This is a genomic window from Bacillus sp. 22-7, assembly GCF_010628845.1.
Lineage (GTDB): Bacteria > Bacillota > Bacilli > Bacillales > Cytobacillaceae > Cytobacillus > Cytobacillus firmus_B.
The window spans coordinates 91013-117394 of record NZ_NJQY01000006.1; the positions used below are offsets into that span (position 1 = coordinate 91013).

Here is a 26382-nt window from a genome sequence, read left to right on the forward strand (position 1 = left end):
TCTCACTATAAAACATTAATTATTTTTTCTGGAAATCTCTATCGCTGTTTTAACAGCTTCCTTTATTTCCTGATATCCTGTACACCTGCAAATATTCGACTCCAGCCATTCGGTTATTTCTTCATCAGAAGGATTGGTGCGATTCAGCAATAGGGAATGGCAGTTCATGATGAAGCCGGGAGTGCAGTATCCGCATTGAAAGGCAAAGTGTTCAATAAAGGCGCCCTGGATCGGTTCCTGTATCCCTTCAATGGTGGTGATGTCTTTGCCGATTGTTTCAATGGCCAGAACCAGACATGACTTCTGGGCTATTCCGTCAATAATGACCGTACATGCACCGCAGTCTCCATTTAGGCAGCCTGGTTTCGCGCCTGTTAAACCAAGCGTGCTGCGCAGCACTCCTAACAGAAGTTCTGCATTTCGAAAGGAAACTCTTTTTTCCTCCCCATTTACTGACAATATAGTATTTGTGTTCAAGGAGCTAGATTCCTTCACCAGTCTCTCCCCCTAATTTTTCAGCTATATCCGAAAGGATGTTCCTCAGAACAAATAACCGGTATTCCGAAGAACCTTCGGAGTCATCCAGAACCTGCACATTAAGGCTGCGGACGGCCTCTGCCAATCTTTCTTCCATTCCAGCCCCCCTGCTCCCGAGAGCTTCTTCTAGCTGGAAAGCACGGAAAGGAAAATCAGTAAGGCCGCTGATTGCGATTCGGATCCTGCCTTCAGCCTTGACAGCAGCAGCGGTAAGCAGCGGATAGCCCGTATCCCACTGGCGCCTCCTTTTGATGCTTTCAAACGGGACATGAAGATACTTTTTATGTGTTTTTATGCCCACAAGGAATTCTCCGGGCTTTAACATAAGACGGCCTTTAAAAATATCATGTATCGGAACGTTTCGAATGCCTCTACTATGCGCTATCATCATTTCACTGTCGGTTAAAAGGAATGGCAATACGGCTTCACGGTAAAATGTCTGCCCGCAGATATTTCCTCCTGCCGTTATTTTATTTCTCGCTGTCCGGTCAGCTATTTCACTCACGGTTTTGCTTAAGAGCGGGAAGAGATTGATTTCCTCTATTTCGGTTAAGCGCAGGGAGGCTCCTGTAAACAAATGATCTCCTTTAAAACCGAAAGTATTGCACTCAGGAATACCTTTAATATCAATAACGGCACCTGTTTTCACCTCATTTAGCCGGCCAAGTGTAATGATTTCCGTTCCTCCTGCAAAAATGACAGGTTCCTTCCCTGATTCAATCAGCTCCTTATATAAATTGGCCGCTTCTTTTAAGGCTTCTGGTCTATAATACTCAAAATCAAAAGGAATCAAAGCGGTTTCGCCTCCTTTACTTTCCAGATATATTCCGGAGTTAAAGGCAGCTGATTTAAATCCATACCTGAAGCAGTGGTTAAACAATTAGCAAGCGCGCCGGGCATTCCCAGAAGGCCATGTTCACCAATACCCCTTGCTCCATAAGGGGCATCCTTCTGCTGAGTTTCAATGAAGTCTGCAATATATTCGGGGTTTTCCCCATAATGGATTGGCCTGTAAGTCCGCAGCTGCGGATTGATGACTCTTCCCAGTTCATCAAAGATGAAGCTTTCTCTCCCCGCATAGGCAAGCCCCATTCTCATAGCTCCCATTACTTGCCCTTTCGCCATTTTAGGATGAAGAACTTTTCCAACATCCACTACAGAAACCGCTTTTATTAGACGATAAGTATAATCCCGTTTATCATACTCTACCTCTATAAGGTGTGCCGCGACGGTCCACTCAGGACCAGGCTTGCCCTCACCGGTTTCCGGATTCAGATAAGTCATCCTCCTTAAAGTGTAGGAACCATACCCAATAATCTGTCCCCCTATCGTGTTGCCATTCGGGAAAGTAAAACCGTAAACGACGTCCTTAAGATCTAGTCCTGTCTCAGGTTCATCTCTAAGGAACACTCTTCCGTTAGCCACGTCAAGCTCCTCTGGGGCAGTACGCAATACACATGAAGCAACAGCTTTGATTTGCCGAATTACATCTTCAGCTGCCCGCAAAACAGCATTCCCGGCCATAAATACTCCGCGGCTTGCGACCGTTTTCCAATGCTCCGGAGTGGAACGGGTATCAATTTCCATTTTCACATGTATTTGATCCATGTTCATTTTCATGCGCTCAGCCAGGATCTGCGCCAGGACCGTTTTGGTGCCGGTTCCGATTTCCACCACACCGGACATCAGATTCATGCTCCCGTCAGAATTAAAGGTTACTAGAACACCGGAGCTTGCATTCGTATCAATGGTGGAGGTCTTCCAGCTGCAGGAAATTCCCTTCACACGCACCCTTCGCTTATCCAGTACCTGAACTGCACCCTCATCCCACTTCACAATCTCCTTCAGGCGTTCGATGCATGCCGGCAAATTTCCGAGATTACTAGTATTTAATGGCACCTGTGTCGGTGTTGTATGCCCTGGCAATATGGCGTTTCTTTCTCTGAATTTGAGCGGATCGAGCTGCAACTTACGTGCAAGAATATCCATTGTCCGCTCAAATGCAAACAGCACCTCGGAATGGCCAAATCCGCGGTAAGGGCTGCCATATGGATGATTGGTATAGACACAGAATGAATTGCACCACACATGTTCAATATGATAGGGCCCGGTGCAGTCTGCCCCTCCGGCACGGCTGACATCAATGGCTTTATCAGAATAAGCTCCTCCATCGAAAAGATAAATCATCTCTGCCGCTTTTAGAATTCCTTCCCTGGTACAGCCTAATTTGATTTTGGCCTCGAGACCGACATGGCATGGTGCTGTTATTAAATCTTCTTCTCTGGAGTAGGTAAGCTTCACCTTCTTCCCTCCGACTGCCCGAGATGCAATAAAGGCAAGAATTTCCCATTGAATGGCTGCCTTTCCTCCATATCCGCCGCCAACAAAGGGGGTCTCAACGATGACTTTGCCTGTATCTAGCTGAAAGGTACTTAACAATTTCTTGACCATGAAGGGTGCCTGAGAAGAACTCATGATATGAACATACCCATCCGGCTTGATTTCTGCAGAAGCACTTCGTGTCTCCATCGCTGCATGATCAGAAGGAGAAAACCTGAAAGATTCCTCAACTATGACCTCACTCTGTATCCAGCCATCTTCTATACTTCCTTTACGGATTTTGGTAATGTGGGAAATATTCGAATTGGGTACTGGGTATGCAGCACCTAACTTATCATATGAACTTAAATTTTCATGCAATAGCGGGGCATTCTTTTTCAGGGCTTGGGAAGGAGAATGGACAACGGGGAGAAGCTCATATGTAACATCAATTAAAGTGGCAGCTTGTTGGGCAATGAAGGGCTGATCAGCGACAACCAGGGCGACAGGCTCTCCGTGGCAGCGGACCTTTTCGAACGCAAGGGGCGGCCGGTCTCTGATTTCTTCACCAGTTAAAGGCAGATCTTTGCTCCCAATTATAATCGCTCTAACTCCTGGAACCTTTCTGGCTTTTGAAAGGTCAATGGAAACAATTCGGGCATGGGCATACTTGCTGATGACCATTTTCACATGAAGCGCATGATCTCCACGTTCATCTGCCGTATACTTGGCCCTTCCCGTCACCTTGTCGTTTGCTTCCTTGCGAATTACATTTTCTCCGATAATATTCATAAAATTCCACCTCCCGGGAACACCCTTTATCAATATATTGTAGAGATGGAGCTGTTCATTCCTAATTTCTCCAGGAGTTGAATATGATTTTTCAGGAAGTCCACCCAGCTTTTATGTCATAAAAAAAGCAGATATTCATAGTTTCTATATAAAAAGGTAAGGTGGTCATTCAGCGTGAACGGATACCAGACTTTGTGCCATCAGTACGCCCATATATTAAAGGGAAAAATGACGCTTGAAAATGGAGTATGCTCTGTGGAGATAAAACGGAACCTAAACGTTGCCATTCAGGGACGGCCAAGCAAAGGGGAACTGGGGGCCGCGCTTTCGTTTGAGTCTTTGGACCATCAAGGAAATGCACTTAACCTTGGTGAAACTGTTCTTCTGGAAGAGGAAATTCCTCTTTTAACACAGATGTTAGTCAAAAACGGAGTCATCATTAGTGCCCTGCACAACCACTGGCTGTTCGCTAAGCCCCACATCCTTTACATTCACTTTCAATCAGTTGAGCCTCCTTTAGCGTTCGCGCAAAAAGCAGCGGAAGCTTTTCATGCCATTAAGATGTATGGATAGTCTTTCTTCATGGTTTTGGAGGGAAAATTAATGGCTGCAAATAGATGAGGAAACTTGCAAATAGACCAGCAAACCTGCAAATAGATCAGCCCATCCTGCAAATAGACCAGCCAAGCTGCAAATAGATCAGCCCATCCTGCAATAGACAGTCAAACCTAAATAGACCAGCCCATCCTGCAAAATAGACCCGACAAACCTGCAAATAGACCAGCTAATCCTGCAAATAGACCAGCTAATCCTGCAAATAGATCAGCCCAACTTGCAAATAGACCAGCCCATCCTGCAAATAGAGTCCTCGAATCCGGGCTTTGAAAAGCTTGAAAAAAATGAGTGGAAGCAAGCGGCTTCCACTCATTTTTTATTTTTCTGCTATCCCAGGCGCATTATCACCATCAATGTTAACTGCCTTCTTAGAAAGTGCCAGAACCTTCTCTTTATCCGGCAAAGCAGAAATCGCACCCTTACCGGCGGCAGTGAGAGCTCCGCTTGCATTAGCAAACAGCAAAATGTCTGCATGCTTTTCTCTTAATACGCTTAACACATTTTCAGGGTTTGCTTTAACTTCCAGAAGCTTGAATAAAAATCCGCCAATAAATGCATCTCCTGCACCAGTGGTATCCTGGACATCTACTGTGAATCCCGAAGACTCCCATTTATCAGCTTGTGTATATAATTCGGCTCCATCAGCGCCCTTTGTATAGACCACAGCCTGAACATCTCCCTTGAACAGAGAAGCAATTGCTTCATCCTCATCACTGATTCCGGTGATGAATTCCAGTTCTTCATCCGAAACCTTCACAATATGAGCATGAGGCAAAAATTCGAGAATGGCAGCCCGGCAATCCTCTGGACTCTCCCATAACGGCAGTCTGACATTCGGATCAAAGCTGACAAGGCCGCCCTTCTCCTTCATTAATTCCAAAGCTCTCTTATGGGCTTTTTTCATCGGGCTGTCGACCAGGTCAACCGAGCAGAAGTGCAGGATATCTCCTTCACCAAACCACTCTTCCTGCAGCTCCGATTCTTCAAACAGCAGATCTGCAGACGGTTTCCGGTAAAAAGAAAAATCACGCTCACCGTTTTCTTTCAGCGATACAAACGCAAGTCCTGTGTTCGCTTCGCTGGTGCGGAGAATCTTGTCTGTCTCCACCCCGGCGTTTTGAAGCTGTTCAATCAGAAAATCACCAAAAGCATCAGAACCGAGCTTTGTAATCATCGATGCATTGTGTCCAAACTTTGCCACAGCCGCAGCAACATTAGCCGGTGCACCGCCCGGGGCCCGCTCAAAAGCGGTGACATCTTTTAATGCAGCCCCCTTCTCGAGCGGGATAAAATCTATTAATACTTCACCAATCGAGTATAATTTCGTCATGTTCTCACCCTTAACGTGTAATGCCTTGCTTTAACTCATGCTTCGTATAAGTGCAGCTGACTTTCTTGTCACTGAACAATCTGATTCCGTTAGACCCTTTTTCAGGAAACACTCTTGCCGTGAACACAGCTTCCCCATCATTGATAAAAATCTCAGCAATACTGTGGTCAACAAACACTTGAACTCTTACAGAAGAATCGATTTTCAGTTCAGAGGTCCTTACAAAACCGTATTCCCCGCCAAATGAAGATGCAAATTTTTCCCGGTTCAGACTCACAGCTTGTGAGCTGCGGTCAAACTCGAGCACTAAACCCTCTTTTTCAGAAGCAAACAGCTCAATCCCAAATACATCAGCATCTACTGTATCAAAATTAAATTCGAGCTCGTGCTGCCCGATTCCTTCATCAATCATCAGGCTTCCCGACTCAATGGTCACGCTGCTCGTTTCCGACTTTACGCGAAGCTGCTTCAGCATTTCTGCTGGTCTTTGAGCAAGCTTCCCATCGACAAGAGACAGCTCACGCGGAATGGACAGGCAATGCGCCCAGTCCTCTTTATCACTCGGATAATCGATTTCACCCATGCCGGCCCAAGAAAATAACAGGCGCTCATTATGTTTGCCGGCAAAGGTTTGCGGAGCGTAAAAATCAAATCCTTTTTCAAGCTCCTGGAAATGCTCAGGCTCAAATGTAAGAGCTTCTACATCCAAATGGCCCGCTGCATACATGACATTATATAGATTATGGTAATCATGCCCTTCAGGCTTTAACCCTTGCGGAGAGAAAATAAGCACATCCTTGCCGCCTAGCTCAAAATAATCCGGACACTCCAGCATATACACCGAATCAGGAAAATCAATCTGCAGATCCAGCTCCCCTTTAAAGGACCAGGCAATGGCATTATTAGATTCATAGACAATGATGGCACCAGTCAGGTTTTCACGCTGTGCACCAAGCAGCATATAGTAGCGTCCGTTCTTTTCAAACACCTTTGGATCGCGGACATGCCCGGTATAGCCCTGCGGAACCCCTTCAATAATCGGGTTGTTTTCATATTTTTGAATTTTCCCTTCCTGGTCCATGATCGCCAGGCACTGATTCGCCGATCTTTCCTCTGCACTGTATTTGATATTGCCTGTGTAGTACAAATAGAGCATTCCGTCCACCTCAAGAGAAGCACCGGAATAGGCACCATGAGACTCATAATCCTCCACCGGCACCAGTGCAGCCGGAAGCCGCTCCCAGTTCACAAGGTCCGCTGATTTCACATGGGCCCAATGCTTCATGCCGTGCATCGCACCGAACGGGTACCACTGATAAAACACGTGGAATTCTCCGTTGAAATAAGCAAGTCCATTAGGGTCATTAATTAAACCGTACTGCGGATGGATATGGTAGGCCGGCTTCCATGCGGATTCTGCGGATTTTTCCCGGAGCCTCTCCAGTTCATTCTCTTTTGCGTCATATAACGTTCGATACTTCTCTTCTGTATATCTCTCCATACTAAGTCCTCTCCTGTAAAAATAGAGAAGAGAGGAATTTCTCCCTCCCATTCTATTAATCTAAGTTTGGTTTTTTCACTTTAAAGTACACAACCGTCAGAATCGCTCCTACTGCTAAGGCCAGTACATTGGCGATAATATAGTTGATATGTCCGTTTCCTTGTGCCGCCACAATCGCGAAACCAGGCAGTGCAGTCGCACCAAAGCCTAATGCCTTAATTCCTGTCATGTATACATACGCTCCGCCAATGGCACCGCCAATACAGCCCATAACGAGCGGAAATCTATATTTCACGTTAACCCCAAACAGTGCAGGTTCAGAGATTCCAAATAAAGTCGAACCAAACGCTGAAATGCCAATCTGTTTGGCTTTATCATTTTTCCATAGAGCCAAAGTGTACCCAAGCACTGCTCCACCCTGTCCCATTAAAGCAACCGACATCAGCGGCATAATGAAGTTCGATCCTGTGTCAGCAATCAGCTGTGCTTCAACTGCTCCAATTACGTGATGAAGGCCGGTAATAACAATCACCTGCTGGATTCCCGCAAACAGCATGAACCCGACAATCCCTAAGTTATCGACACTCCACATCAAACCCGCGGTAATGCCATCTGATAACAGACGGCCAAATGGCCCAATAGCCGAGAATAATAGAAAACCAGAAACCAAAATCGTTAGAAAAGGCGCAAGGAAAAGCTTGATAATATCCGGAACTTTTCTGCTGAAAAATTGGTCAAGCTTAGCCACAACAAGTCCCATTAACAATGCAATGATAATCCCGCCCTGGAAGGCAACAAGTGAAACCTTTAAGCCGAATAAACTGATGACTTCCGGCTCGACCGTTCCGTTTCCAACTAAATAAGCGTTTGCAAGATCGGGGTGAAGCATAATCGCACCAAGCACTAACCCTAGAACCGGGTTGCCGCCAAAACGCTTTGTCGCTGAATACACAACAAGCAATGGCAGAATCGTAAAGATCCCGGTTGACATGATACTGATAAAGCGATTAAAGCCAGCAATGGCCGGATACATTTCAACCACCGACTGTTCGCCGAAAATTCCTTCCTGGCTGAGAAGTCCTGTAACCCCCATCAAAAGCGCAGCGGCTAATAAGCCTGGAATGATTTCAACAAACACATCAGATAAAGCCTTGATCCCTTTTTGAAAAGCATTCTGTTTCTGGGCAGATTGCTCTTTTACGTCGCCAAGTGACATTCCTGAAATGCCTGCTTCTTCTGTGAAGACAGCATATACATCATTAACTGTACCTGCCCCAAAGATAATCTGCAGCTGATCTCCAGCTACGAACGAACCTTTCACAAAATCAAGCTCTCCAATGGCCATCGTGTCTGCCAGTGAATTATCTTTCAGAACCAGCCGCAGCCTTGTGGCACAGTGGGCTGCGCCCTGAAGGTTTTCTTTCCCTCCAATTAACTTTAGTAATTCTTGGACTGTAGGCAGGTATTTGGATTTTATGTTTGCCATTTGTCTATTTCCTCCCCTTTATCTAGAAACGGAACCGGTTCCATTTCTGGATAAAAAAATAGTCATGTTTGTTCATTAACTTTTTGGAACCGGTTCCTTTTTAGTTTAAAAAACAACCCGCTTCTCACCCTATATAAGGGTTCGTCGTGCGGGAACCGGTTCCATTAATTTGATTATAGTACAGTTTTCAGTTTTCAACAACCCATTTTTGAAAACGTTATCAGCTTTATATACTTTTCACGCTCTCACCTTCAATAAAATCAAAACCGGAGACCTGCAAGTTTGGGACCTTTTCGCCATTTGTCAATTTGATAATCGTTTCGGCAGCCATGACACCTGTCTCTTCATTTTTAAATCGAATGGTCGTTAGGGCAGGATGAATGACTTCTGAGATGTTGTATCCGCCAAACCCAGCGATTGAAAAATCCTCCGGCACTTTTTTCCCCAGTTTCGTGATAGTCTTCATCGCTCCAAATGCAATTGTGTCAGTAGCACAAATAATGGCTGTCGGAGAGCTTTCCTCGAGCACTTCCTGTGTAACTCTGGCCGCATCCTGCAAATCAAACTGGGATACAAAGGTTTTAACATCAGAGACTCCAGCAGACTTTAAACCCTCCATTATCCCCTGCTTCCGGCGCTGCCCTACGGCTATATCACTTTCCGCTACTCCGATATATGCCACAGCGCGATGCCCTTTTTGTGCAACATACTGGCCCATTTTAAACCCTGCCTGATAATCATCATTAATAATGCAGGTGCAATGATCGACCTCCTGGGCGACGATCAGAACCGGAATTTGAATGGAGTTAATCGTCTCGATATGTTTTTCCGTTACGCCTGTCGCAATCAGAATTATGCCGTCCACTTTTTGGCGGGACAAGTTGGTCAGGCTTTCGATTTCACGGTCAACATGCTTGCTTGTACTAATGATCAAGGTGGTATATTCCCGCTTTCTCAGCTCTTCATCAATTGACATCAGCACCGTCGATGTTACATAAGAATCCAGCGTAGGAGCAATGACACCGATAAAGTTCGTTTTCTTAGCCTTCAGGCTTTGTGCAAACGAATTAGGTTCATACTTCGTTTCCTCAATCACCTTTCTGATTTTGGCTTTTGTCTGTTCGCTTACATGGCCGCCATTCAAATACCTCGAAACGGTACTCTTCGCAACTCCGGCAAGCTTTGCTATATCTTTGATCGTTGTATTCATGAAATGTTCACCTTTTTGGATTTAGAATTGCTTATATTATATATGAATAGTTGAAGTAATTATAGAGAGGTGCGTGTGGGAACTATCGTACAGCTGGTAAGATTAGATTTATTCCACGATATTTCAGCTTTCATTACAGTCTTACCGGGATCACTGTTACGACTAACTATCTCACCTGCCGCTGTACCTTACCAAAATCTTTTTTAAAAAGGTATCCTCCGCATTGATTACTTTAGCAGATTAACTTAAAAATCACAGCAGCAACGTTCACAATTACAGGCTTGATTTTTCTATACATTCCCATGACGATTGAAACTCTGTTGGAGAACCTATCATCGTATCCGAAAAATAGCAAACAACTAAAAAACATCATAATCTATTTACATAACCATTAAAATACACTAGGCAAAAATCCGTCCTGAGGGCTGCTTTTTTGAACATAGCTTTATTGAATTCTGACTCGTCTATGGCGAATTTGGTCCATTTTTTTATAATAGATTTACCTGCTCACAATCCTTATCTGTAATAATTAGCGGTCTCATCATATCATGATCCTCGTGTTCAAGAATGTGACAGTTCCATACATACTCTCCAATATAATGCTTAAAGGGAACTAAAATTCTTCTTACCGTATCCTAGGTGTGTTTACGATGGAATAGTATGCATTTACTTTAACAAACTCTTAAATGCCAATAGTACTTTTTGATAAAGTTTTAGTTAATTTTCACTTCTTCAACAGGACAGGATAGTTAAGCAAGGCATAGAATTTAAAGGTATTTTCCTCTAAAATATAGAACAAGTATATGAAATTTTATTAATCGGATGTGAAACCAGTGACAAATTTGAATAAATTACCCCCTATCGAAGCAGCACACCAGTTTGTTAATGCCCATTTTCCGAATTGTAAGGGAGCTTTATTAGCAGGAAGTGTTGTACGGGGTGAAGCAACAGAAAAGTCTGACCTTGATATTGTTATTTTTGATAAAAACAATAGAACATCTTACAGAGAGTCATTAATAGAATATGGCTGGTATATTGAAGTGTTTGTACATACTTTAACCTCTTATAAACAATTTTTTAAAATGGATTATGAAAGAGCGAGACCGTCGATGCCAAGAATGGTTTCAGAAGGGATCGTCCTAAAAGATGATGGGGTAATTGAGTCTATAAGAAAAGAGGCAAATGATTTATTACATAACGGTCCACAAGAATGGTCCGAAGAAACGATAAATACAAAGCGATATTTTCTTTCGGATGCACTCGATGATTTTATAGGTTCTTCTAATAGATCAGAAGAATTATTTATAGCCACTACACTTGCTGAGTTATTAAGTGAATTCGTTTTGAGAACAAACCGTCAATGGATTGGTGCATCTAAATGGGTATATCGTTCATTAAAAGATTATGATGAGGAGTTCGCAAATCAATTTGTAAAGGCTTTTGATATATTTTATAAGACAGGCAACAAAGGCCAAGTTATAGAATTAGCTGATAATGTCCTGCAGCCATTTGGGGGAAAGTTGTTTGATGGTTTTTCTTTAGGAAAAAGATAGATGTGATCTTCAATTGGGGGGAGCGTTAGTTGAAGATGAAAAAATTAAGGGCCTATTATAAGGCCCTTAATTTACATTTGATTAACAGAGCCAAAATAAAAATATGAGTTCGTTTTCTACTTATTCATAAATCCAGGGGGAAAATAATAAGGCGGAACCTTCATCCACCCTCGTTTTCGCATAATTGTTTTTAGAGTTCCACCAAACATAGCCCATTCAAGAAAGAATTCAATCCACATTTTTACTGCATCATTACATAATGCATCTGCTTTTCTCTTTGCACAAAGCTGAGAGGATGTAACGAGCTTAAATGCTAGTCCATTTGTAATTTCATTATCTGTTAACTTAACCCCAAAAGGAACAGCGTTAGGCTCTGATTTCGGTTTTGAAGAAGTTACATCTCGCATGGAATACTCTCCTCTTTCTTTTTTAAAATATTCCTTATTATCGGTAGAAAAATGTATCTTATTCTATTTCAATGGACTTCCAATCTTGATAAGAATCAAAGGGCAATAATTTTTTATGACTTTAACCATTTAGAGCCCAAAAGTGTATAAATCATATAGAATAAGCATCCCTTATGTTTGCTCTTATTCATTAGTGGGGTGGAAAATCATGGGTTGGTTTAGCCGCAGTAATCATTCGTTCCAATTTAGCTTATTTTCTGTAAAAGACAAGGAACCTATTGATCTTTACTTTTGCCAATCATTTTTTTCGTAAATAACCAGCCAGACTGAAATTATTGGTACTTGCGGCACAAACCGAAAAGCCCGAGTTTAATTGATTTACCGGGTCCTTATCCATCTATCTTTACATTGGAAATTGTGTTAATTTCCCTAAGCTCTATCACCTGGTTCCTCTTGCGAAAGCGGGTGAAAAACGGGGAACGTTCTCTGATGAATATTGGTCTAGCTAAACAGGAAGATTAATTAACACTAGTAAGTTTTTGCATGGGCGTTTAAAGGAAGAATATATAAATTCCTGAATTATAATTAAAAAGAAATGAGTGTTAAAGATGAAAAATTTTCTCCCTGTATTGGCGCACGTCCTGGCAGCCTTTCTTACTGCATTTGCAGGAAGAAAATCAGAAAATAAACAAGTTAGGAAACTCTACTTCGCCTTAATGGTCCGCGGCTTTGTATGGTCCAAGTTACAAACCGAATATCTTATATGGAGAATAAATAAGAATACCGATCGTTCTTTAAATAAATCACAGGATTAACTACATTAGCACCAGAGGGAAAAGATGATCATCAGTTATTTACATTTACACTAAAAAGCCGCCAGTACTTATACAGACGGCAGAAAACAATCGTTTAACCGGTTTTCAAATTCAGATTGATGTATTATGAGCTTCTTTCCCCATGCAGCTGCATAAAAATGGGTGGCACCTTACAAGGATGAACCTCAATTTTCTCCCATACCTTTCCGGTTACATAAGGTTCTTCATTAAGCCATAGGTCCAGTTCCTCTCTTGATGGATACTCCACCACCATCATGGAGCCAATCATTTTTTCTTCATCATCAAGGATCGCTGCAGCATATAAATGCTCTCCTTCTTTACATCTCTTCTCTACACCTCTCAGATGTTCTTCCCTTGCCTGTAATCTTCTTTCCAAGGCCTTCTCATCAGTGCCGTCATAAGCCGTAATAATAAATTGCATAAATTTATCCCCCTCTGCCTTTTTTCGATACTGCAGCGACTGCTTTTATTTCAACTAATTGATTTTCATAACCCAAAACGGTGACTCCAGTTAAGGTACTGGTATGGTCCAAACGCTTCTCTAGCAGTGTTCCATACAGTCACTAAATCAGAATGATCAGCAAATGCTGCAAGTACCTTCGTATAAGCCTGCATCCTTTACCCAAATAATAACACAATAAAGTGTTTTCTAACGATTATCTCTAAACAGAGAAAACTCGTCAGCTAACAGTCAGTTCTTTTCTTTTGAATTTGTATTGGTAGAGTCGGCGCATACATTCATCTGTACAGCTAAGATTAAAAATATATGTATTGTTAGGCACGTATCGGGATATTTCTATTAGGAACGGTGTGTCTGAGCAGAATTTTTCTAATAAGGAGTGTGAATTTTGAAAAAAGTTGCCAACAATGTCCATATAGGTGAATTAATAGCTGTCTCCAGCGTTTTTAAATTAAATACTTTTCAAATGATCACATTACTGGAAAATGGCTTAATGGAAGTATTCGATAACAAGGAAGCTTTTTTTAATAAGTATGGCAATAAGGAAACATATGACGGATTAGATTGGTGCGAGTTAAATAATGGAAGAATCTTTACTATGACGAAATAGAAATAGAATAAATCCTGTAGCATACGATAAGGAACGCAGGCATCTTAAGGAGAGTTTACGATATTCTCTTTCTATAGGTGGTAATTCTATAAATGCTTATGATAGCAGCTTTTTAAATGATCGTGCCCTTATCGCAACAGTCATTAATACATGATTTTCATGCTTAAAGCAGAAAGTGGTCTTCTTGGCTTTAATGCTCTCCTCACTTTTTTCTCAAATCCTCTGATAAATGAGTGTTTTATTGTAAATTATAAGTTTGTGTTAAAAAATTGAGGAGGGATCTGTATGCAACAGGAGCAACAAGCGAAGAATAAAATGACGAAACCTGCCGGAACTGATCCGCAAAAAGTAAAACAAGAAATCCAAAAAGATGTAAGCCAGGGGCAAGGTGCAATGACTTCCAAAGAGGCAGGAGCAATGAGAGATTAGAAGACCATTTCGAGTGGTTTTTTCTCTTTATTTCTTTGCTATTGTGATGAAAATTTAGGTTGCCAAGCAAAATTTTCAAGGAAAGAACAGCCTGTTAAATAGTGTCTATACTATAGGTTTTTGCGTTATTCTAATAACTGACTGTTAAGCTATAAATCATCAATCCAGGAACAGTACTATTATGTACACCTGAGCGCATAAACACACTCATGGTCAAAATAAGCTGGTTATTCTCCATAGCAGACTTTAACACAAACATAGCCGATACAATAATACTCGCAGTTGTCGTCTGGAGTGTCTACCAGATTACTTCTAGGCACAATTTCTATTTGTGGAAATAATGATTTAAGCTTTCTTCCAGAAGAACAGCTTGACTGATTCTCTTTCGCATCCCCTAACATTACAGCTCACCTCCTTCATAATAGATTATTTAAAAGGAGGGACAGGTGTATAGTTGTTAAACAAGGATATAGAAAAAATATGTTAAGAAATTATTATTTTTTAAGGATCAATCAAGAAAAAGAAGCTCGATTCGCAGTTCCGCACCGCGAATCGAGCTTCTTAAATCTGTTCATTTACCTTCCTTGCTCTTATTGTTCAATAGGAATCGTTGTTTTGACATCCATAGCCTTCCTCTTAATGCTAAACCACGCATTCTTACTCGCCGCTATCAGCCTAAATCCAAGATATCCCATCAGCGGATAAATCGTTCAGACCAATGTGACGAACCAGACAAAGCCAGCATCGAGAGCTGCAGCTCCAAATAGGTGCACACTGGCTTAGTATTTTCTAAAAACCCTTTATAGTTACAGAGATACATGTATCTGGAGTCCTTGAAATTGATTATTTTTCTAGCCGGTATATCTTCTCTGTCTTCAAAAAAGAGTGTACATAAATTAACAAAGCGGAGTTCAAACTATAGAACAGACATTAAAGAATTCAAAGGTGATCGAATGAATCAAAAAGTAATTCAATCCTTGCACATATATATTCTGCAAATCATTTCTACAGGATTTCTTGTGCATGTGCTCATTCTTCCAATCCTGCTTTCAACAGCAAAAAGGGATTCCTGGTTAAGTGTTCTTTTTAGTATAGTGCCTATGATTCTTTGGTGCCTGATTATTTTCTACATCTATAAAAAAATGGACCGTCAAAATGACCTGATCACTTTACTGAAAAGAAAAAGGTTACCTTCATGGATTACTTCCATCATTGCTTTATTGTTTGGACTATATTTTCTGTTATCAGCATTTATTACCCTCAAATTCACTTTTTTTTGGGCAAAAGGAAATTACGCTTTTGAAGTCCCGAATTTAATTATTGTCTTTCTTTTCTCCCTTGTTTGTTTTTATGCATCTGTCAAAGGAATCAGGACGATTAGCGCCATTGCCTTGATTGTCATTCCGATTGTTTCATTCTTTGGCTTTTTTGTCGCAGTAGGGAATATTCCAAACAAGAATTACGAGTTGCTGTTTCCCCTCTATGAAAATGGCATTGAAGGTTTATTTAAAGGAATACTCTGTTCATGTTCAGGCCTGTTTGACATCACTGCTATTTTATTTTTGACTCCATATCTTAAAGACAAACTCAAATTAAGGTGGGTTGTATTAGTTGGAATCATACTTGCCCTGTTAACATTGGTCCATTAATAGGAGCCATCTCAGAATTTGGCGTAGAGGAAGCGGCCAAAATGAGGAACCCGGCTTAGACCGTCGTCTAATATTGTTTTTCTATTCCATATTTTTTGTCTGTTAACCAAATAAATCCCTACTAAAATGTGACTGCCTCCAATTAAAGTTGATATATCTAATTTTTCATTGGCCATTGGTAAGAGCCAACCAGAAAGCACGCCAAAAAATGGTGCTTGGAATAAAAATGAACTAACCCTACCTGTATCTTCTTTTTGTAAAAGAAAGAACCAAATTGCAAATTGAACTATTGAAGCCATTATTGCTTACCAAATGACCCACTTCTTAATAAGCTAAATGCTTTAGCTAATTTAACTAACTCCTTCCACTTTCTTTACTGCATAACAAGGCCACCGTCTACATAAAGTGTCTGCCCTGTCATAAATTTGCTCCAATCTGAAGCTAAAAATAAGACCGGCCCCTCAATATCACTTGGTGAAGCAAGCCGTCTTAATGGTGTTTGGGAAATAATCATCTCCTTTACTTCCTCTTTTGTATCACGGCTTGCATCTGTTGGATAGACTAATCCTGGCGCTACACAGTTGACTCTAATTCCAAAAGACCCCAGTTCTGCAGCCAAATTTCTACTATAACCTACAACAGCACTTTTAGCGGTTGTGTAGTCAGGGTATGGTACAATCGGCCTTTCTACTAAATTACTAACCATATTGATAATGCTTCCTTGAACTCGCTTTTTCATAGCTGGAATAACAGCCTGGCAAAGGTAATGAGTAGAACGAAGTGTACCATCCATTTGCTCCTGATAATCCTCCCAAGTGAGTTGCCAGGCTAATTTTCGTTGATCTGGATTAAAAGTGTATGGTCTAAAAGCGTTATTTACGACCACATCAATTTTTCCTGTTTCTAATAAGATTTCATCAACCATATCCTTTACAGCGTGCTCCTGCGTTACATCAGCTTGAATGGCCCAAGAATCTCCACCAAGTTCAATACAAGCTGAAACAACCTCTTCAGCTGCTGATTGGTTTTTTACATAATTAACGACAACAGTAGCACCTTCTTTGGCAAAACCTTTTGCAAGGGATGCCCCGATTCCACGACTTGATCCTGTGACAAGCACAACTTTGTTTTGAAATTTCATTCCATATCTCCTATTATTTTTTCGGAATAAGCTCCTCTGTTACAATATTCTTCATGTTCAGTGGGTTTTCAACCAATCCTAATCTTCTATAGGTATCTGCTGCCGCTTGTAACATGTCCATGTCAAAAGTGCCTAAGCCCCGTTCCTCAGTTGTTGCCGATACACTTGATTCGTTGCGAATCTTAATAATTTCCAGGTTATTGGCTTCGTTTTTCCCATCAATAGCATAGGCCGCCGCTAAAGAAGCTGCTTCATCCGGATTATTTATCATCCATTCAACACTATTTCTATAACCAATGATAAAGCTTTGTAAAAGCTCCTTTTTCTCCTGGTATGTTTCCTCTGTTACAACAAATACATCACTTGGAAAGTTTAGATAGTTCTTAACCTCCATGACGTTCACTTCACCCAGACTCTTCTGTTGGCCATTAAATAAACCAGTATCTGTAGCAGCTGTTGCGTCCACTTGTCCTTGCATTAATGGAGCAAAGTTTAAGATGCCTGTTTCAACAATCTTCACGTCTTCTTCTGTTAAGCCTGCCTCATGTAATAAAACTAATAAATTTTGTCTTGTCCCACTTGAAAGGCTGTAAACACCAATCGTTTTCCCTTTTAAGTCTTCTGGCTTCGTAATGTCTTTATCTTTTAATGAAACAATATTGAACACATTCTGAGGATAGATATTATAAATCACTCTTAGTTTTTCCCCTTTGTCTAAGGCAAAAAATAATGAGCCTGGATCAGTAAAAGCAATGTCGGCTTTTCCTGTGAGAATATTTTTAATTGCATCTCCCCCTCCTGCACCAGGAATAAAGGTCATGTTTAATCCTTGTTCTTTGAAAAACCCTTTCTTCTCCTCTACAAGCAGGTTTGTTTGTTCTGTAATCGGTTTGCTCCAGCTTGCTACTCGAATTAATTCCAGCGTTGCTTTCTCTTGTGTTGTACTAGTTGAATCTTGGTTACATGCTGTTAAGATTGTTAAAATTGCTATAATAAATGCCTTCATCATGGTCTTCATTTTCTATTCATTTTCTCCTTCTTTTTGGGCTTTATAAGCCATTTCTCTACCAGTCGCACACCTTCATAAAAAAACATCCCTAGCAGGGTGAGTAATATAAGGACAGCAAACATTAGGGGTGTATCCATCATCCCTTGTGATGCAATAATCATGGCTCCTAATCCTTCACTGCCTCCAATGAACTCCCCAACAACGGCTCCAACAACCGCTAATACTACCGCGACACGAAATCCAGCCAAAATACTAGGCAGCCCGGAGGGAAGTTTTAGATGAAGTAATGTTTGCCATCTTGTAGCATTTAAAACTCGAAATAATTCTTTTTTATTTGAATCAGTTTGCTTAATTGCCACGATAGTGTTTTCCAGAAGCGGAAAGAAGCATATAAGGGCGGTTATGACTACTTTTGATGTCATCCCAAAGCCAAACCACAAGATAAATAACGGGGCAAGTGCAAGCTTTGGCACAGCCTGACTGGCAATGACATAGGGAAGAATGATTCTTCTTAAGAATTCAATTTCTCCCAAGATCATACCCGCTATTAAACCTATTAGACTTCCAAAGAAAAGTCCTAAAATAACTTCTAAGGATGTCCTATAAAGATGCGGCAAGAGATACCCGGACACCATTCCATCCCAAAGTACAGATAAGACGACTGAAGGAGCAGGTAAAATAAGCTCTGACATCGTACCTGCGATAAGCTCCCATATGATCATTAGCAAGAGGAACAGTACGAATGAATAAAGTCTGTAGTTTTTCATCCTTCCCACCCATTCATGGTAGTTCGAATCTTTAAGCAATGCTCATTAAACGAGGAACTGTACCGATCAGAAGCTTGACGCGGCTTTGGCAGTGGTACGGTTAATTCTAAAATAATTTCTCCGTTCTTCATGACTGCAACCCGATCCGATAAATACACTGCCTCAGTTATATCATGAGTAATAAATAATACTGTCATTTTTTGATCATGACACAGTGATAATAAATCATCCTGCAGCTCTTCCCTTGTAATGGCATCAAGTGCAGCAAAAGGCTCGTCCAAAAATAACATTGAAGGATGATTAATCAAGGCTCGTGCTATAGCGACACGGCTTTGCTGGCCACCTGATAGTTCAGATGGATAATGGCCGTCATAATCCGTTAGCTTCATCATCCTTAATAATGTCTTGGCTCTCTCGCAATCTTCCGCTGTTCGCTTTCTTTTTAATGAAATGGGCAAAAGAATATTTTCAAGGACCGTCTTCCACTCCAGTAGTGTAGGTGCCTGAAAAACAAAGCCGATGTCAGATGAAGGTCCGGTTATTTTCTTATTTCCTAACGCAACTGCCCCCGTAGTGGGCTCTAGAAGTCCTGCTGCTACTTTCAATAAAGTTGTCTTCCCGCAGCCGCTTCGTCCTAATAGGCTGTGAAATTCTCCCTTTTTAATCTCCCACGATGTATCATTTATTATATTTTTTTCTCCATCATAACTATAGGTTACGTTGTCAATGATTAAAAAACTCATAGTATTATCTCCTAATCTACATAAGAGGCAAGATTTTCTGAATATTCCTCCGCAAGGTGTTCAATATCCACCATATTTACTAAGTCCAGTAAATTAAAACGTCCATCATGATGCCATGCTGCTTCTGGGGCTGTCATATTTCCCAACCTTGTTATACGTGTTACTCCCACTCTTCCTAATAGCTCTGCGATTTCAAAGAGTTCTTTTGGTGACGCTGCGATCCCAGCCGTTTGCAGATACGATCTTGAGTTCTCGATATATGACGGGATATCAACTAACTCGTCCACTTCAACAACTCTGATGACTCGATTTAAACAGCTTGGTGTTAACTCATTTTCAGCTTTATCAAAAACGACCACCCAGGAATTATTTTGTTCACCAAGGATTTCTTTTTCTTGGTTAGTAAATAAACTGAACTCTTCCTTTTGTCTCCATTCAACAAGTTTTGCTGCTTCTTCTAATGAAAGACTTCTGCGAGGGTACCTCTTTTCAAAGCTTTCTAATTCATGGGCTAAATATCTGGCAAACTCTCTCGGTTCAATATTCCCGCCATTTTGCACATAAAAAACATGCGGAGAGTAACAGCCTTGTTGATCATACCGAATTACATCATATGCAGCATCCCGGACTGTTTTCCATACTTTACGAGAGTCAAGGCTAACCCTTGAAACAATACCAAAACTAATTTTATGACCAAATGGAAGGAAGCGGGTGGTAATGGGAACACGGCTTTTTATTGAATCCAGTGCTTGATTGCCGCCATAAGCAAGAACAATATCCGCATGCTGATATACACGCTTCTCCTTTTCTTCGTCACCGCCCTTCCACCAAATGACGGCTAAACAATCTGCAAGTTTTGGCTCAGCCTCGGCAATCATCTTTGCAAACCAGCCTGCAAATAAGGGTTCCGCACTCGGCAGCTTGCCAATGGTGCCAGATTTTACGATTAAACTTGATATGAGGCTCCAAAGTGGAAGAGCAGGAACATTCCCAGACCAGACTTGAACCGTAATATTTGCTCCTACAGCCTTAGAAAATCCTTTTTTGACTCTTGGCTGAAAGTCTTCTAATAGCAAAGGGTTTCCAAAATCCTCCGCAATAAAACGCTGCAAATTTTGCTTGCGAAAAGTTTTTAGATAATTTGTTAACCCAAGCCTAATTATTTCCTCGTTATAACCTGTTACAATTGGCAATAATTCTTCTGCCTTTTGCCGATAGGGGTTAGATCGATCCAGCAATTGCTCAATAACTCTATCAATGATTTCAATAATTTCTGTCACAGACAAAGATTTAAGTACCGAGGCAGCTGAAGCTTTTACCACATTAATAACCTGATCAAGCTGCTGTTGTGATAATAGTGGAACTTGTACGTCTAGCTTCCTGTCATTTCCTTCAAAGGTTAAGGTTTTATATTCTGGCTCCCCCTTGAGAGTGCTTGGAAGATAGCCTGCGATTTCCATCATTGAAATGACCCCTTTGCTGCCTGTATGAATTCATCTACAGCCATTGAGCATCCTTTTGCCTCTGCTCCTTGTGCCCGCCCTAATAATATAAATCCTTCCTCTTTCTCTGCACCGAGGTCCTCCGTTAAAATCGTTGTGACTGAATTAAAGTTTGCTAGATCACAATGAACCAGCACTCCTTTTTCTCCCTTCACAACCTCTTCCCCTGTTAATGGGTTTATCAGCCTTGTTCGTATCCAATGTGGACCTGATTTTACTGATGGTACTGTACTATTCCCATGATCATAAAATTGCGTACTCAATTCAGTCATTCCATACATATTGATACATTCCGACTTATCAACCCCTAACAATGTCGAAAGCTGGGTATAAAACGTCTCTAAATCCAGCTCCTTTGATTTATTCTTAAAGCCACCAGTATCTAGAATTCTACTTCCAGCTGGAAGGCGGAAGTATCTCCCCTTTGCTTGCAGCTCATCAAACAAGTGAACAAAACTAAAGGATGCACCAAGAAGCGCTATTGACTGACCCAATTCCTCAGCTTGCTCTAAGGCGAGCAATAAGGAATCAACCTTCAAGCCCCGTCCATCGACAAAATATTGGCTGTCATGTGTCCCATATTCCTTATATGCCAATGCTAGATAATGTGACAGAGAAGAATTGGGCATATTCTTTTCAGCGGGAAATAGGATACCCATTTTTATTTGTTTATGCTCCTTCATAAAACGAGCTTTAAAGTTTTTTAACATGGATTGATTGTATACCTCTAATGTTGGGTGGTAATGCTTCCCTCTAACCCCTTTCGTTGTTCCGCTTGTCATAAACACATCCTCTGCAGTTTCCGTATCCTCACAGCTTAGGGTGAGCTCCTTGAATGCATTTATGGGCACCGCAGGGATATCCTTCCAACTTTTGACCATCCTAGGTGTTTTCCCTTTCTGACGACAATACATTTGAAAAGGTTTGTTATTCGAATATTGGTACCGAAACAAATTTAATGCCAGGTCATTAAAGGCTTCATCAGAAAAATCTTCACTTCTCATAAAATGAAGAACACGGTCTACGATTTCATTTCTCATTTCGTCATACCCTCTTTTTTGAAATTATGTAAAGCTGAACATAAGAGCTTACTATATTTATTTGCTGGCCCTTTACTATAGGAAAACAAAAAGAGCACTCTGCAGGCGCAAAGTGCTCATAGTTCCCCTAATCACATTCCCTACGCTGGCATTATCCAACAGGTTATCACGGTCAGCAACGGAATAGTTGCAATCTCAGCCAGTTTCCACCAGCCCCCGATATGTATTCAAATATTTTTAACCACCGTTTCTCACAGGAGATAATTATTTACCTTATCATTGGTCAAGATGTTATTCAAACTTATTAAACAAGTAGCATGATTTAATAAGAATAAATATTTTTCTTAAACGATGGATATTTTTCAGTATAGCATTGTTGAACAACATAAACCAATATGTTAGTATCCCGCCTTACTTATCTACCTAATTATATATATATCAATAATCATTGAATCATTCAACTAACATTATATAAAAAGGCACCAAGCAGGCATATTCTTATTCACTATTCACTTAATTTATACTGAAAAAATTAAGTAAAAAGACATGTTCCATTTTATTCTAAATTTTACAATAATAATAAGGGGAGAATTTCCTTTAGACGAAGACCTGTAATTTGAAAGGAGAGTATATGAAAAATAATTTATTTACAAAATTATTTCTTGGAACTGTCTTACTATTCATGACTGCCTGTACTTCTGCTACGCAAACTTCACCTGAGAAAAAGAATTCGGATAAAAGTGAGACTCATTGGTCTTACAATGGAGATACCGGTCCGGAACATTGGGGAAAAATCGATGCATTTTCTGCGTGCGCAGATGGTACAGAACAGTCACCAATCGACATTGAACAAACTAATGAACAGACCGATCAAGCATTAAGTGATATTAAAATAAACTATAGCCCTACAGCTTTTACACTTATGAACAATGGCCATACTATACAAGCTAATGATACATCTGGCAGAAATAACATAATAGTAAATGATGAAGAGTATACACTGAAGCAAATGCACTTTCATAATCCCAGTGAACACCAGCTTAACGGAAATAAGTTTGAAATGGAGGGACATTTAGTTCATCAAAACAAAGAAGGACAGTTGGCTGTTCTTGGATTTCTTATTCATACTGGAAATGAAAATAAAGTACTTGAAGAAATCTGGGCCGCACTTCCAAAAGAGAAAACGGAAAAGGATGTTATTTTGGACAAGTCTATAAACCTTGAAAACTTATTGCCAAAAGAGAGAAAACTCTTCAGCTATAGCGGGTCATTAACAACACCGCCTTGTTCTGAGGGAGTAAAATGGTTCGTCTTAGAGCAGCCGATTGAGCTGTCAAAAGAACAAATTAATGCATTTGGTTCTATTTTCCCTCATAATAGCAGGTCAATTCAGCCTCTCAATGAAAGAACAGTTTCTGAATTAGAGTGAAAAATTCACCTTGCACCGGTTAAAAGCCAGTAACATAAAATTCCACTCAAAAACTCATCAGTCTGCCCATTGGACGAGAATTTTTGGATAATGGTGTTTTCGATAAAGCTAGTTGGCAGCTCCAGTCAATCCATCATTAAAAGAAAGGTGTTATATATCAAAAAAGGCCATTATTTTATGAAAAGGATTGTTTCAATTGGATTGGATACCTGACAGAAAGTCGAGAACACCTATTTATAAGCAGCTTGCTTTTTATCTTGAAAATGGGATTGCAGATGGCACTTTTCCCCCGATAAGCCGCTTCCCTCTGAAAGAGGATTGGCCAAACAGTTTAACATCAACAGGAGCACGGTTGTTGCGGCATATGATGAACTGGAGTCCAATGGAATCATCGAACGCAATCAGGGAAGCGGTACAACGATCAGCAAGGATATTTGGGGGATGACAAAGAGAAGGATTCCAAGCTGGAACAGATACATTGAAGCGGGCCCCTTTTTGCCTAATTTCTCTGTTACAAAAAGAATCCATAGGGAACTAACTGGGACCAAGCTGATTAACTTAGCCAGCGGGGAACTGTCTCAAGACCTTTTTCCCTTATCGTCCCTAAGAGAAATTACATCCAGCTGATCCTTTATTGGCCCTTTGGGATATGACCATCCCCAAGGGAATGAAATTCTTAGAGAAACTCTTGCTGCCCATGTAAAAACATTTCGGGACATTGAGGCTGAATCTTCTTCTATCCTGATTACCTCAGGGGCACAGCAAGCCTTGCATCTTGTGATTCAATGTCTCCTGAAACCGGGTGATGCTGTAGCGATCCAGGATCCTTCTTATCACTATAGCCTCCCCCTCTTTAAATCTGCCGGCATCAAAACCTATTACTTAAAAACAGATAAGGATGGAATTGATCCGGACGATATCACTGCATTATATAAAAAACACCAAATTAAAATGATCTTTTTAAATCCTATATACCAAAATCCAACGGGTACATTATTACCTGAAAACCAACGAAGAAAAATCCTGGAACTATCTTCTAAATATGGCATTCCCATTGTGGAGGATGATCCATATAGCTTAACCTCTTTCACAGGTGAAAAAATGAAAACTCTTAAATCCCTTGATCAAAATGGAAATGTTCTATATATTAGCTCTCTGACAAAAATTGTTGCTTCTGGCCTAAGAATAGGCTGGATTATCGGACCGAAACCGGTAATTGAAAGATTGTCAGATGCAAAACAGCAGGACGATTTTGGACATGGAAGCTATTCTCAATGGATTGCCAATGATTTTATTGAATTCAGCAAATTTGAATCCCATATTAAGCATTTAGTGAAGCAATTAGATCATCGAAGCAAGCAGATTGATACAAGTCTGCAGACCTTTTTTCATGATCAAGTTGAATATAACGTCCCTGAAGGCGGTATACATCTATGCTTCAGAATCAAGAAGGATTTTAATGGATTCAATTACTCGAAGAATCCTATTAAGAGAGGCGTCATCTACGTTCCTGGCAGCTCAATGGGAACTGAGAAAGGATTTATCCGTTTTACATTTGCAAGGGAAAAAGAAGAAAACATTCATGAAGGTATTAAACGATTTGCTGAAGCCCTTGCATTCATATAGCAGCAATCAATTTTAAGGATGGCGTTTAGTTTATTGGAGTTAAAGGTAAATCACGCATGGATTCTTTTACCCATGCGTGATTCTATCTGGCCAATATTCGGTTGTATTATTTTTTATTCAGTGTTGTCTCTAAACTATCTGCCCTGCACAGCCAAACGGCTATGCTGGAGTTCCTCGGAAATCAGGCTATAGACAACAACTTTTTTTCTGTATTGTTTTACCACATCAATTCGATCACTATAACTGTAGACAATAATCCTGGGGTTTGTTTCCCCCCGCTTTACATCCATTATTACGGGCGTGCCGGCTTTCGATGGCGATAAAAAATTCTGTTCGTTCCCAGGATGGATATAGTGCTTCTTGATAAAAATTCTTCGTTAAATTGATTTATAAATTTAATTTTTTCCTCGCTTTCGAGAATCTTATCTCCAAAGGTAACGGTAACGTCCTCCTCTTTAAGCTTGGAATGTGTTTCAAATTTGCTGAGGAGCCAATTGACAGTACCCGTTGGCAGGCAGGTTATGACAATTTTTAATAAACTAACAAGTATAATTGGAATTAAAACAGCCCATGTCACTTCTCATCATCTCCCTTAGCTAATTAAGCCCGCCAAATATAGATTCCAAGTGAAGTGAGAGCAATAAATATAACCACCACATATATTAAAGTTAAATTTGCTGTATTTTTCTTAGCCGAATTTCCGTAGTCCTCGTCTGATTTGCCTGTCAGCACCAACGTAGAAACAACAGCAAGAATTAAGATCAATACCACTAAACCTAACATCACTTTCATTCAGCACACCTCTTCTTACTTCTGGATCGTTATTTTACTTAACTAAATGATAACTTACTTAAAGTATAAAATAACCATCCACTACAGCATAATTTTCCGTTTGAAAACCAGCCATCTTGCAAGTAAGGAGCTATATGATTACCCCCAATCCTAAATCTAAAGGAAGCCTCTAAAGACACATACAAGAAAAAGGACAAGATATTGACATTGCAATATTGCTGCACCTAGTAGATTTCTGAAGGATCCTTATACCCGTCTGGCTAATGCAGTGGACGCTCTACCGGGATTCCACGTAAATCTCAGTAGTTCTTTCTAACTAGATCCTGGATGTAATCTGCCCTGCTTTTTAAAAGGCTAGAAAATTGACGTTAGTCTTTTCTAGCCTTTTTATTTATTAACTTATTCTTAATACCATTTTCCCATAAATTTTTTTCAAATACAATTTCGGCTTCAGCTATTTCTTCTAATGGATATATTAATAGTCTTTTTCCCAATTACCTTCACTCTTCATTCTGCTCTGATCTCAGAGGATTTCATTTTGAATAACTTTAATTGAAAGGGAAAAAGACATCATTATCGTCAAGAATTCTTCAATTTGC

The 26382-nt window shown here is 40.5% G+C and carries 26 protein-coding genes and 2 pseudogenes; 7 read left to right on the top strand and 21 right to left on the bottom strand.

Translation table 11 applies throughout. The annotated features are described in order from the left end of the window. Window positions 1-15 precede the first annotated feature (15 nt). From CE058_RS04380 to CE058_RS04390, 3 genes are read right to left on the bottom strand one after another with little or no spacing between them, the layout of a single operon-like run. The gene (locus CE058_RS04380; RefSeq protein WP_286167867.1) at window positions 16-495 is read right to left on the bottom strand and encodes a (2Fe-2S)-binding protein; all 480 of its coding nucleotides are present in this window, start codon (window positions 493-495) and stop codon (window positions 16-18) included. Next, window positions 482-1330 (bottom strand): FAD binding domain-containing protein, encoded by an 849-nt coding sequence (locus CE058_RS04385; protein ID WP_163140511.1) that lies wholly within the window; start codon window positions 1328-1330, stop codon window positions 482-484. The genes CE058_RS04380 and CE058_RS04385 overlap by 14 nt, the downstream gene beginning before the upstream one ends. Next, a complete protein-coding gene (locus CE058_RS04390) occupies window positions 1327-3648 on the bottom strand; it encodes a xanthine dehydrogenase family protein molybdopterin-binding subunit (RefSeq protein WP_163140513.1) in 2322 nt (773 codons plus the stop codon). The genes CE058_RS04385 and CE058_RS04390 overlap by 4 nt, the downstream gene beginning before the upstream one ends. Before the next feature lie 174 nt (window positions 3649-3822). Here CE058_RS04390 and CE058_RS04395 point away from each other — a divergent pair, with 174 nt between their 5' ends. Beyond that, window positions 3823-4221: a DUF1259 domain-containing protein gene (locus tag CE058_RS04395; RefSeq protein ID WP_163140515.1), complete on the top strand. Its 399-nt coding sequence runs from the start codon at window positions 3823-3825 to the stop codon at window positions 4219-4221. Between the two features lie 358 nt (window positions 4222-4579). On the opposite strand, the gene CE058_RS04400 is transcribed toward CE058_RS04395, so the two are convergent. From CE058_RS04400 to CE058_RS04420, 5 genes and pseudogenes are all read right to left on the bottom strand, one after another. Continuing rightward, window positions 4580-5593 (bottom strand): carbohydrate kinase family protein, encoded by a 1014-nt coding sequence (locus CE058_RS04400; RefSeq protein WP_163140517.1) that lies wholly within the window; start codon window positions 5591-5593, stop codon window positions 4580-4582. Window positions 5594-5603: 10 nt separating this feature from the next. Then, entirely contained in the window at window positions 5604-7094 is a 1491-nt protein-coding gene (locus tag CE058_RS04405) for a glycoside hydrolase family 32 protein (protein WP_163140519.1), read from the bottom strand. 55 nt (window positions 7095-7149) lie between these two features. Further along, the gene (locus CE058_RS04410; protein WP_163140521.1) at window positions 7150-8580 is read right to left on the bottom strand and encodes a PTS transporter subunit EIIC; all 1431 of its coding nucleotides are present in this window, start codon (window positions 8578-8580) and stop codon (window positions 7150-7152) included. Between the two features lie 226 nt (window positions 8581-8806). Further along, window positions 8807-9790, bottom strand: a complete 984-nt coding sequence (locus CE058_RS04415) for a LacI family DNA-binding transcriptional regulator (RefSeq protein WP_163140523.1) — start codon at window positions 9788-9790, stop codon at window positions 8807-8809. Window positions 9791-10278: 488 nt separating this feature from the next. Then, window positions 10279-10392 (bottom strand): annotated as a pseudogene (locus CE058_RS04420) (multicopper oxidase domain-containing protein); the annotation flags it as partial. A gap of 240 nt (window positions 10393-10632) precedes the next feature. Here CE058_RS04420 and CE058_RS04425 point away from each other — a divergent pair. After that, a complete protein-coding gene (locus CE058_RS04425; RefSeq protein ID WP_457990177.1) occupies window positions 10633-11343 on the top strand; it encodes a nucleotidyltransferase domain-containing protein in 711 nt (236 codons plus the stop codon). 116 nt (window positions 11344-11459) lie between these two features. Here the strand turns inward: CE058_RS04425 and CE058_RS04430 are convergent, their stop codons facing one another. Together CE058_RS04430 and CE058_RS04435 are read right to left on the bottom strand one after the other, a co-directional pair. Beyond that, window positions 11460-11750, bottom strand: a complete 291-nt coding sequence (locus CE058_RS04430; protein WP_163140527.1) for a hypothetical protein — start codon at window positions 11748-11750, stop codon at window positions 11460-11462. A 939-nt stretch (window positions 11751-12689) separates the two neighbouring features. Then, window positions 12690-13007, bottom strand: coding sequence for a YciI family protein (locus tag CE058_RS04435; RefSeq protein ID WP_163140529.1), 318 nt, complete (start codon window positions 13005-13007; stop codon window positions 12690-12692). A 427-nt stretch (window positions 13008-13434) separates the two neighbouring features. Between CE058_RS04435 and CE058_RS04440 the strand changes: the two genes are divergently transcribed. The 3 genes from CE058_RS04440 (at window position 13435) to CE058_RS04445 (ending at window position 15734) form a co-directional block, all read left to right on the top strand. Further along, a complete protein-coding gene (locus CE058_RS04440) occupies window positions 13435-13656 on the top strand; it encodes a hypothetical protein (protein WP_163140531.1) in 222 nt (73 codons plus the stop codon). Window positions 13657-13941: 285 nt separating this feature from the next. Next, entirely contained in the window at window positions 13942-14085 is a 144-nt protein-coding gene (locus CE058_RS24685) for a hypothetical protein (protein ID WP_204260514.1), read from the top strand. Between the two features lie 953 nt (window positions 14086-15038). Continuing rightward, the gene (locus CE058_RS04445; protein WP_163140533.1) at window positions 15039-15734 is read left to right on the top strand and encodes a GerAB/ArcD/ProY family transporter; all 696 of its coding nucleotides are present in this window, start codon (window positions 15039-15041) and stop codon (window positions 15732-15734) included. 11 nt (window positions 15735-15745) lie between these two features. Here CE058_RS04445 and CE058_RS04450 read toward each other — a convergent pair whose 3' ends face one another. The 7 genes from CE058_RS04450 to CE058_RS04480 all read right to left on the bottom strand — a co-directional run bounded on the left by CE058_RS04450 (window position 15746) and on the right by CE058_RS04480 (window position 21936). Beyond that, window positions 15746-16033, bottom strand: a complete 288-nt coding sequence (locus CE058_RS04450) for an EamA family transporter (RefSeq protein ID WP_163140535.1) — start codon at window positions 16031-16033, stop codon at window positions 15746-15748. A gap of 74 nt (window positions 16034-16107) precedes the next feature. Next, window positions 16108-16875 (bottom strand): SDR family oxidoreductase, encoded by a 768-nt coding sequence (locus CE058_RS04455; protein WP_163140537.1) that lies wholly within the window; start codon window positions 16873-16875, stop codon window positions 16108-16110. Between the two features lie 13 nt (window positions 16876-16888). Further along, window positions 16889-17893 (bottom strand): ABC transporter substrate-binding protein, encoded by a 1005-nt coding sequence (locus CE058_RS04460; RefSeq protein ID WP_163140539.1) that lies wholly within the window; start codon window positions 17891-17893, stop codon window positions 16889-16891. Then, window positions 17890-18651 (bottom strand): ABC transporter permease, encoded by a 762-nt coding sequence (locus tag CE058_RS04465; protein WP_163140541.1) that lies wholly within the window; start codon window positions 18649-18651, stop codon window positions 17890-17892. Before CE058_RS04465 ends, CE058_RS04460 begins: the two co-directional genes overlap by 4 nt. After that, window positions 18648-19394, bottom strand: a complete 747-nt coding sequence (locus CE058_RS04470) for an ABC transporter ATP-binding protein (RefSeq protein ID WP_163140543.1) — start codon at window positions 19392-19394, stop codon at window positions 18648-18650. The genes CE058_RS04465 and CE058_RS04470 overlap by 4 nt, the downstream gene beginning before the upstream one ends. Window positions 19395-19405: 11 nt before the next feature. Next, entirely contained in the window at window positions 19406-20857 is a 1452-nt protein-coding gene (locus tag CE058_RS04475) for an acyl-CoA reductase (protein ID WP_163140545.1), read from the bottom strand. After that, window positions 20854-21936: a LuxE/PaaK family acyltransferase gene (locus tag CE058_RS04480; protein WP_163140547.1), complete on the bottom strand. Its 1083-nt coding sequence runs from the start codon at window positions 21934-21936 to the stop codon at window positions 20854-20856. The genes CE058_RS04475 and CE058_RS04480 overlap by 4 nt, the downstream gene beginning before the upstream one ends. 631 nt (window positions 21937-22567) lie before the next feature. On the opposite strand from CE058_RS04480, the gene CE058_RS04485 reads away from it, so the two are divergent. Both CE058_RS04485 and CE058_RS04490 read left to right on the top strand, forming a co-directional pair. Then, the gene (locus tag CE058_RS04485) at window positions 22568-23365 is read left to right on the top strand and encodes a carbonic anhydrase (RefSeq protein ID WP_163140548.1); all 798 of its coding nucleotides are present in this window, start codon (window positions 22568-22570) and stop codon (window positions 23363-23365) included. 196 nt (window positions 23366-23561) lie between these two features. Next, a pseudogene (locus CE058_RS04490) lies at window positions 23562-24991 on the top strand (aminotransferase-like domain-containing protein). Between the two features lie 134 nt (window positions 24992-25125). On the opposite strand, the gene CE058_RS24990 reads toward CE058_RS04490, so the two are convergent. The 4 genes from CE058_RS24990 to CE058_RS25000 all read right to left on the bottom strand — a co-directional run bounded on the left by CE058_RS24990 (window position 25126) and on the right by CE058_RS25000 (window position 26277). After that, window positions 25126-25362 (bottom strand): YfmQ family protein, encoded by a 237-nt coding sequence (locus CE058_RS24990; protein WP_457990178.1) that lies wholly within the window; start codon window positions 25360-25362, stop codon window positions 25126-25128. Beyond that, complete coding sequence (locus CE058_RS24995; RefSeq protein WP_286167871.1) at window positions 25284-25568, bottom strand: YfmQ family protein; 285 nt, start codon at window positions 25566-25568, stop codon at window positions 25284-25286. The genes CE058_RS24990 and CE058_RS24995 overlap by 79 nt, the downstream gene beginning before the upstream one ends. A 23-nt stretch (window positions 25569-25591) precedes the next feature. Beyond that, window positions 25592-25783: a hypothetical protein gene (locus CE058_RS04500; RefSeq protein WP_163140551.1), complete on the bottom strand. Its 192-nt coding sequence runs from the start codon at window positions 25781-25783 to the stop codon at window positions 25592-25594. Window positions 25784-26151: 368 nt separating this feature from the next. Further along, window positions 26152-26277 carry a hypothetical protein gene (locus tag CE058_RS25000; RefSeq protein WP_286167876.1) on the bottom strand — a complete coding sequence of 42 codons (126 nt, stop codon included), beginning with the start codon at window positions 26275-26277 and terminating at the stop codon, window positions 26152-26154. Window positions 26278-26382 lie beyond the last annotated feature (105 nt).

Coding starts and splice junctions, on each gene's coding strand:
- CE058_RS04400 (WP_163140517.1), bottom strand. CDS start 5,593: ATGACGAAATTATACTCGATTGGTGAAGTATTAATAGATTTTATCCCG.
- CE058_RS04460 (WP_163140539.1), bottom strand. CDS start 17,893: ATGAAGACCATGATGAAGGCATTTATTATAGCAATTTTAACAATCTTA.
- CE058_RS04410 (WP_163140521.1), bottom strand. CDS start 8,580: ATGGCAAACATAAAATCCAAATACCTGCCTACAGTCCAAGAATTACTA.
- CE058_RS04430 (WP_163140527.1), bottom strand. CDS start 11,750: ATGCGAGATGTAACTTCTTCAAAACCGAAATCAGAGCCTAACGCTGTT.
- CE058_RS04435 (WP_163140529.1), bottom strand. CDS start 13,007: ATGCAATTTATTATTACGGCTTATGACGGCACTGATGAGAAGGCCTTG.
- CE058_RS04390 (WP_163140513.1), bottom strand. CDS start 3,648: ATGAATATTATCGGAGAAAATGTAATTCGCAAGGAAGCAAACGACAAG.
- CE058_RS04455 (WP_163140537.1), bottom strand. CDS start 16,875: ATGAAATTTCAAAACAAAGTTGTGCTTGTCACAGGATCAAGTCGTGGA.
- CE058_RS04465 (WP_163140541.1), bottom strand. CDS start 18,651: ATGAAAAACTACAGACTTTATTCATTCGTACTGTTCCTCTTGCTAATG.
- CE058_RS04475 (WP_163140545.1), bottom strand. CDS start 20,857: ATGATGGAAATCGCAGGCTATCTTCCAAGCACTCTCAAGGGGGAGCCA.
- CE058_RS04450 (WP_163140535.1), bottom strand. CDS start 16,033: ATGGCTTCAATAGTTCAATTTGCAATTTGGTTCTTTCTTTTACAAAAA.
- CE058_RS04485 (WP_163140548.1), top strand. CDS start 22,568: ATGAAAAATAATTTATTTACAAAATTATTTCTTGGAACTGTCTTACTA.
- CE058_RS04415 (WP_163140523.1), bottom strand. CDS start 9,790: ATGAATACAACGATCAAAGATATAGCAAAGCTTGCCGGAGTTGCGAAG.
- CE058_RS04405 (WP_163140519.1), bottom strand. CDS start 7,094: ATGGAGAGATATACAGAAGAGAAGTATCGAACGTTATATGACGCAAAA.
- CE058_RS24685 (WP_204260514.1), top strand. CDS start 13,942: ATGCAACAGGAGCAACAAGCGAAGAATAAAATGACGAAACCTGCCGGA.
- CE058_RS04445 (WP_163140533.1), top strand. CDS start 15,039: ATGAATCAAAAAGTAATTCAATCCTTGCACATATATATTCTGCAAATC.
- CE058_RS04480 (WP_163140547.1), bottom strand. CDS start 21,936: ATGAGAAATGAAATCGTAGACCGTGTTCTTCATTTTATGAGAAGTGAA.
- CE058_RS04500 (WP_163140551.1), bottom strand. CDS start 25,783: ATGAAAGTGATGTTAGGTTTAGTGGTATTGATCTTAATTCTTGCTGTT.
- CE058_RS04470 (WP_163140543.1), bottom strand. CDS start 19,394: ATGAGTTTTTTAATCATTGACAACGTAACCTATAGTTATGATGGAGAA.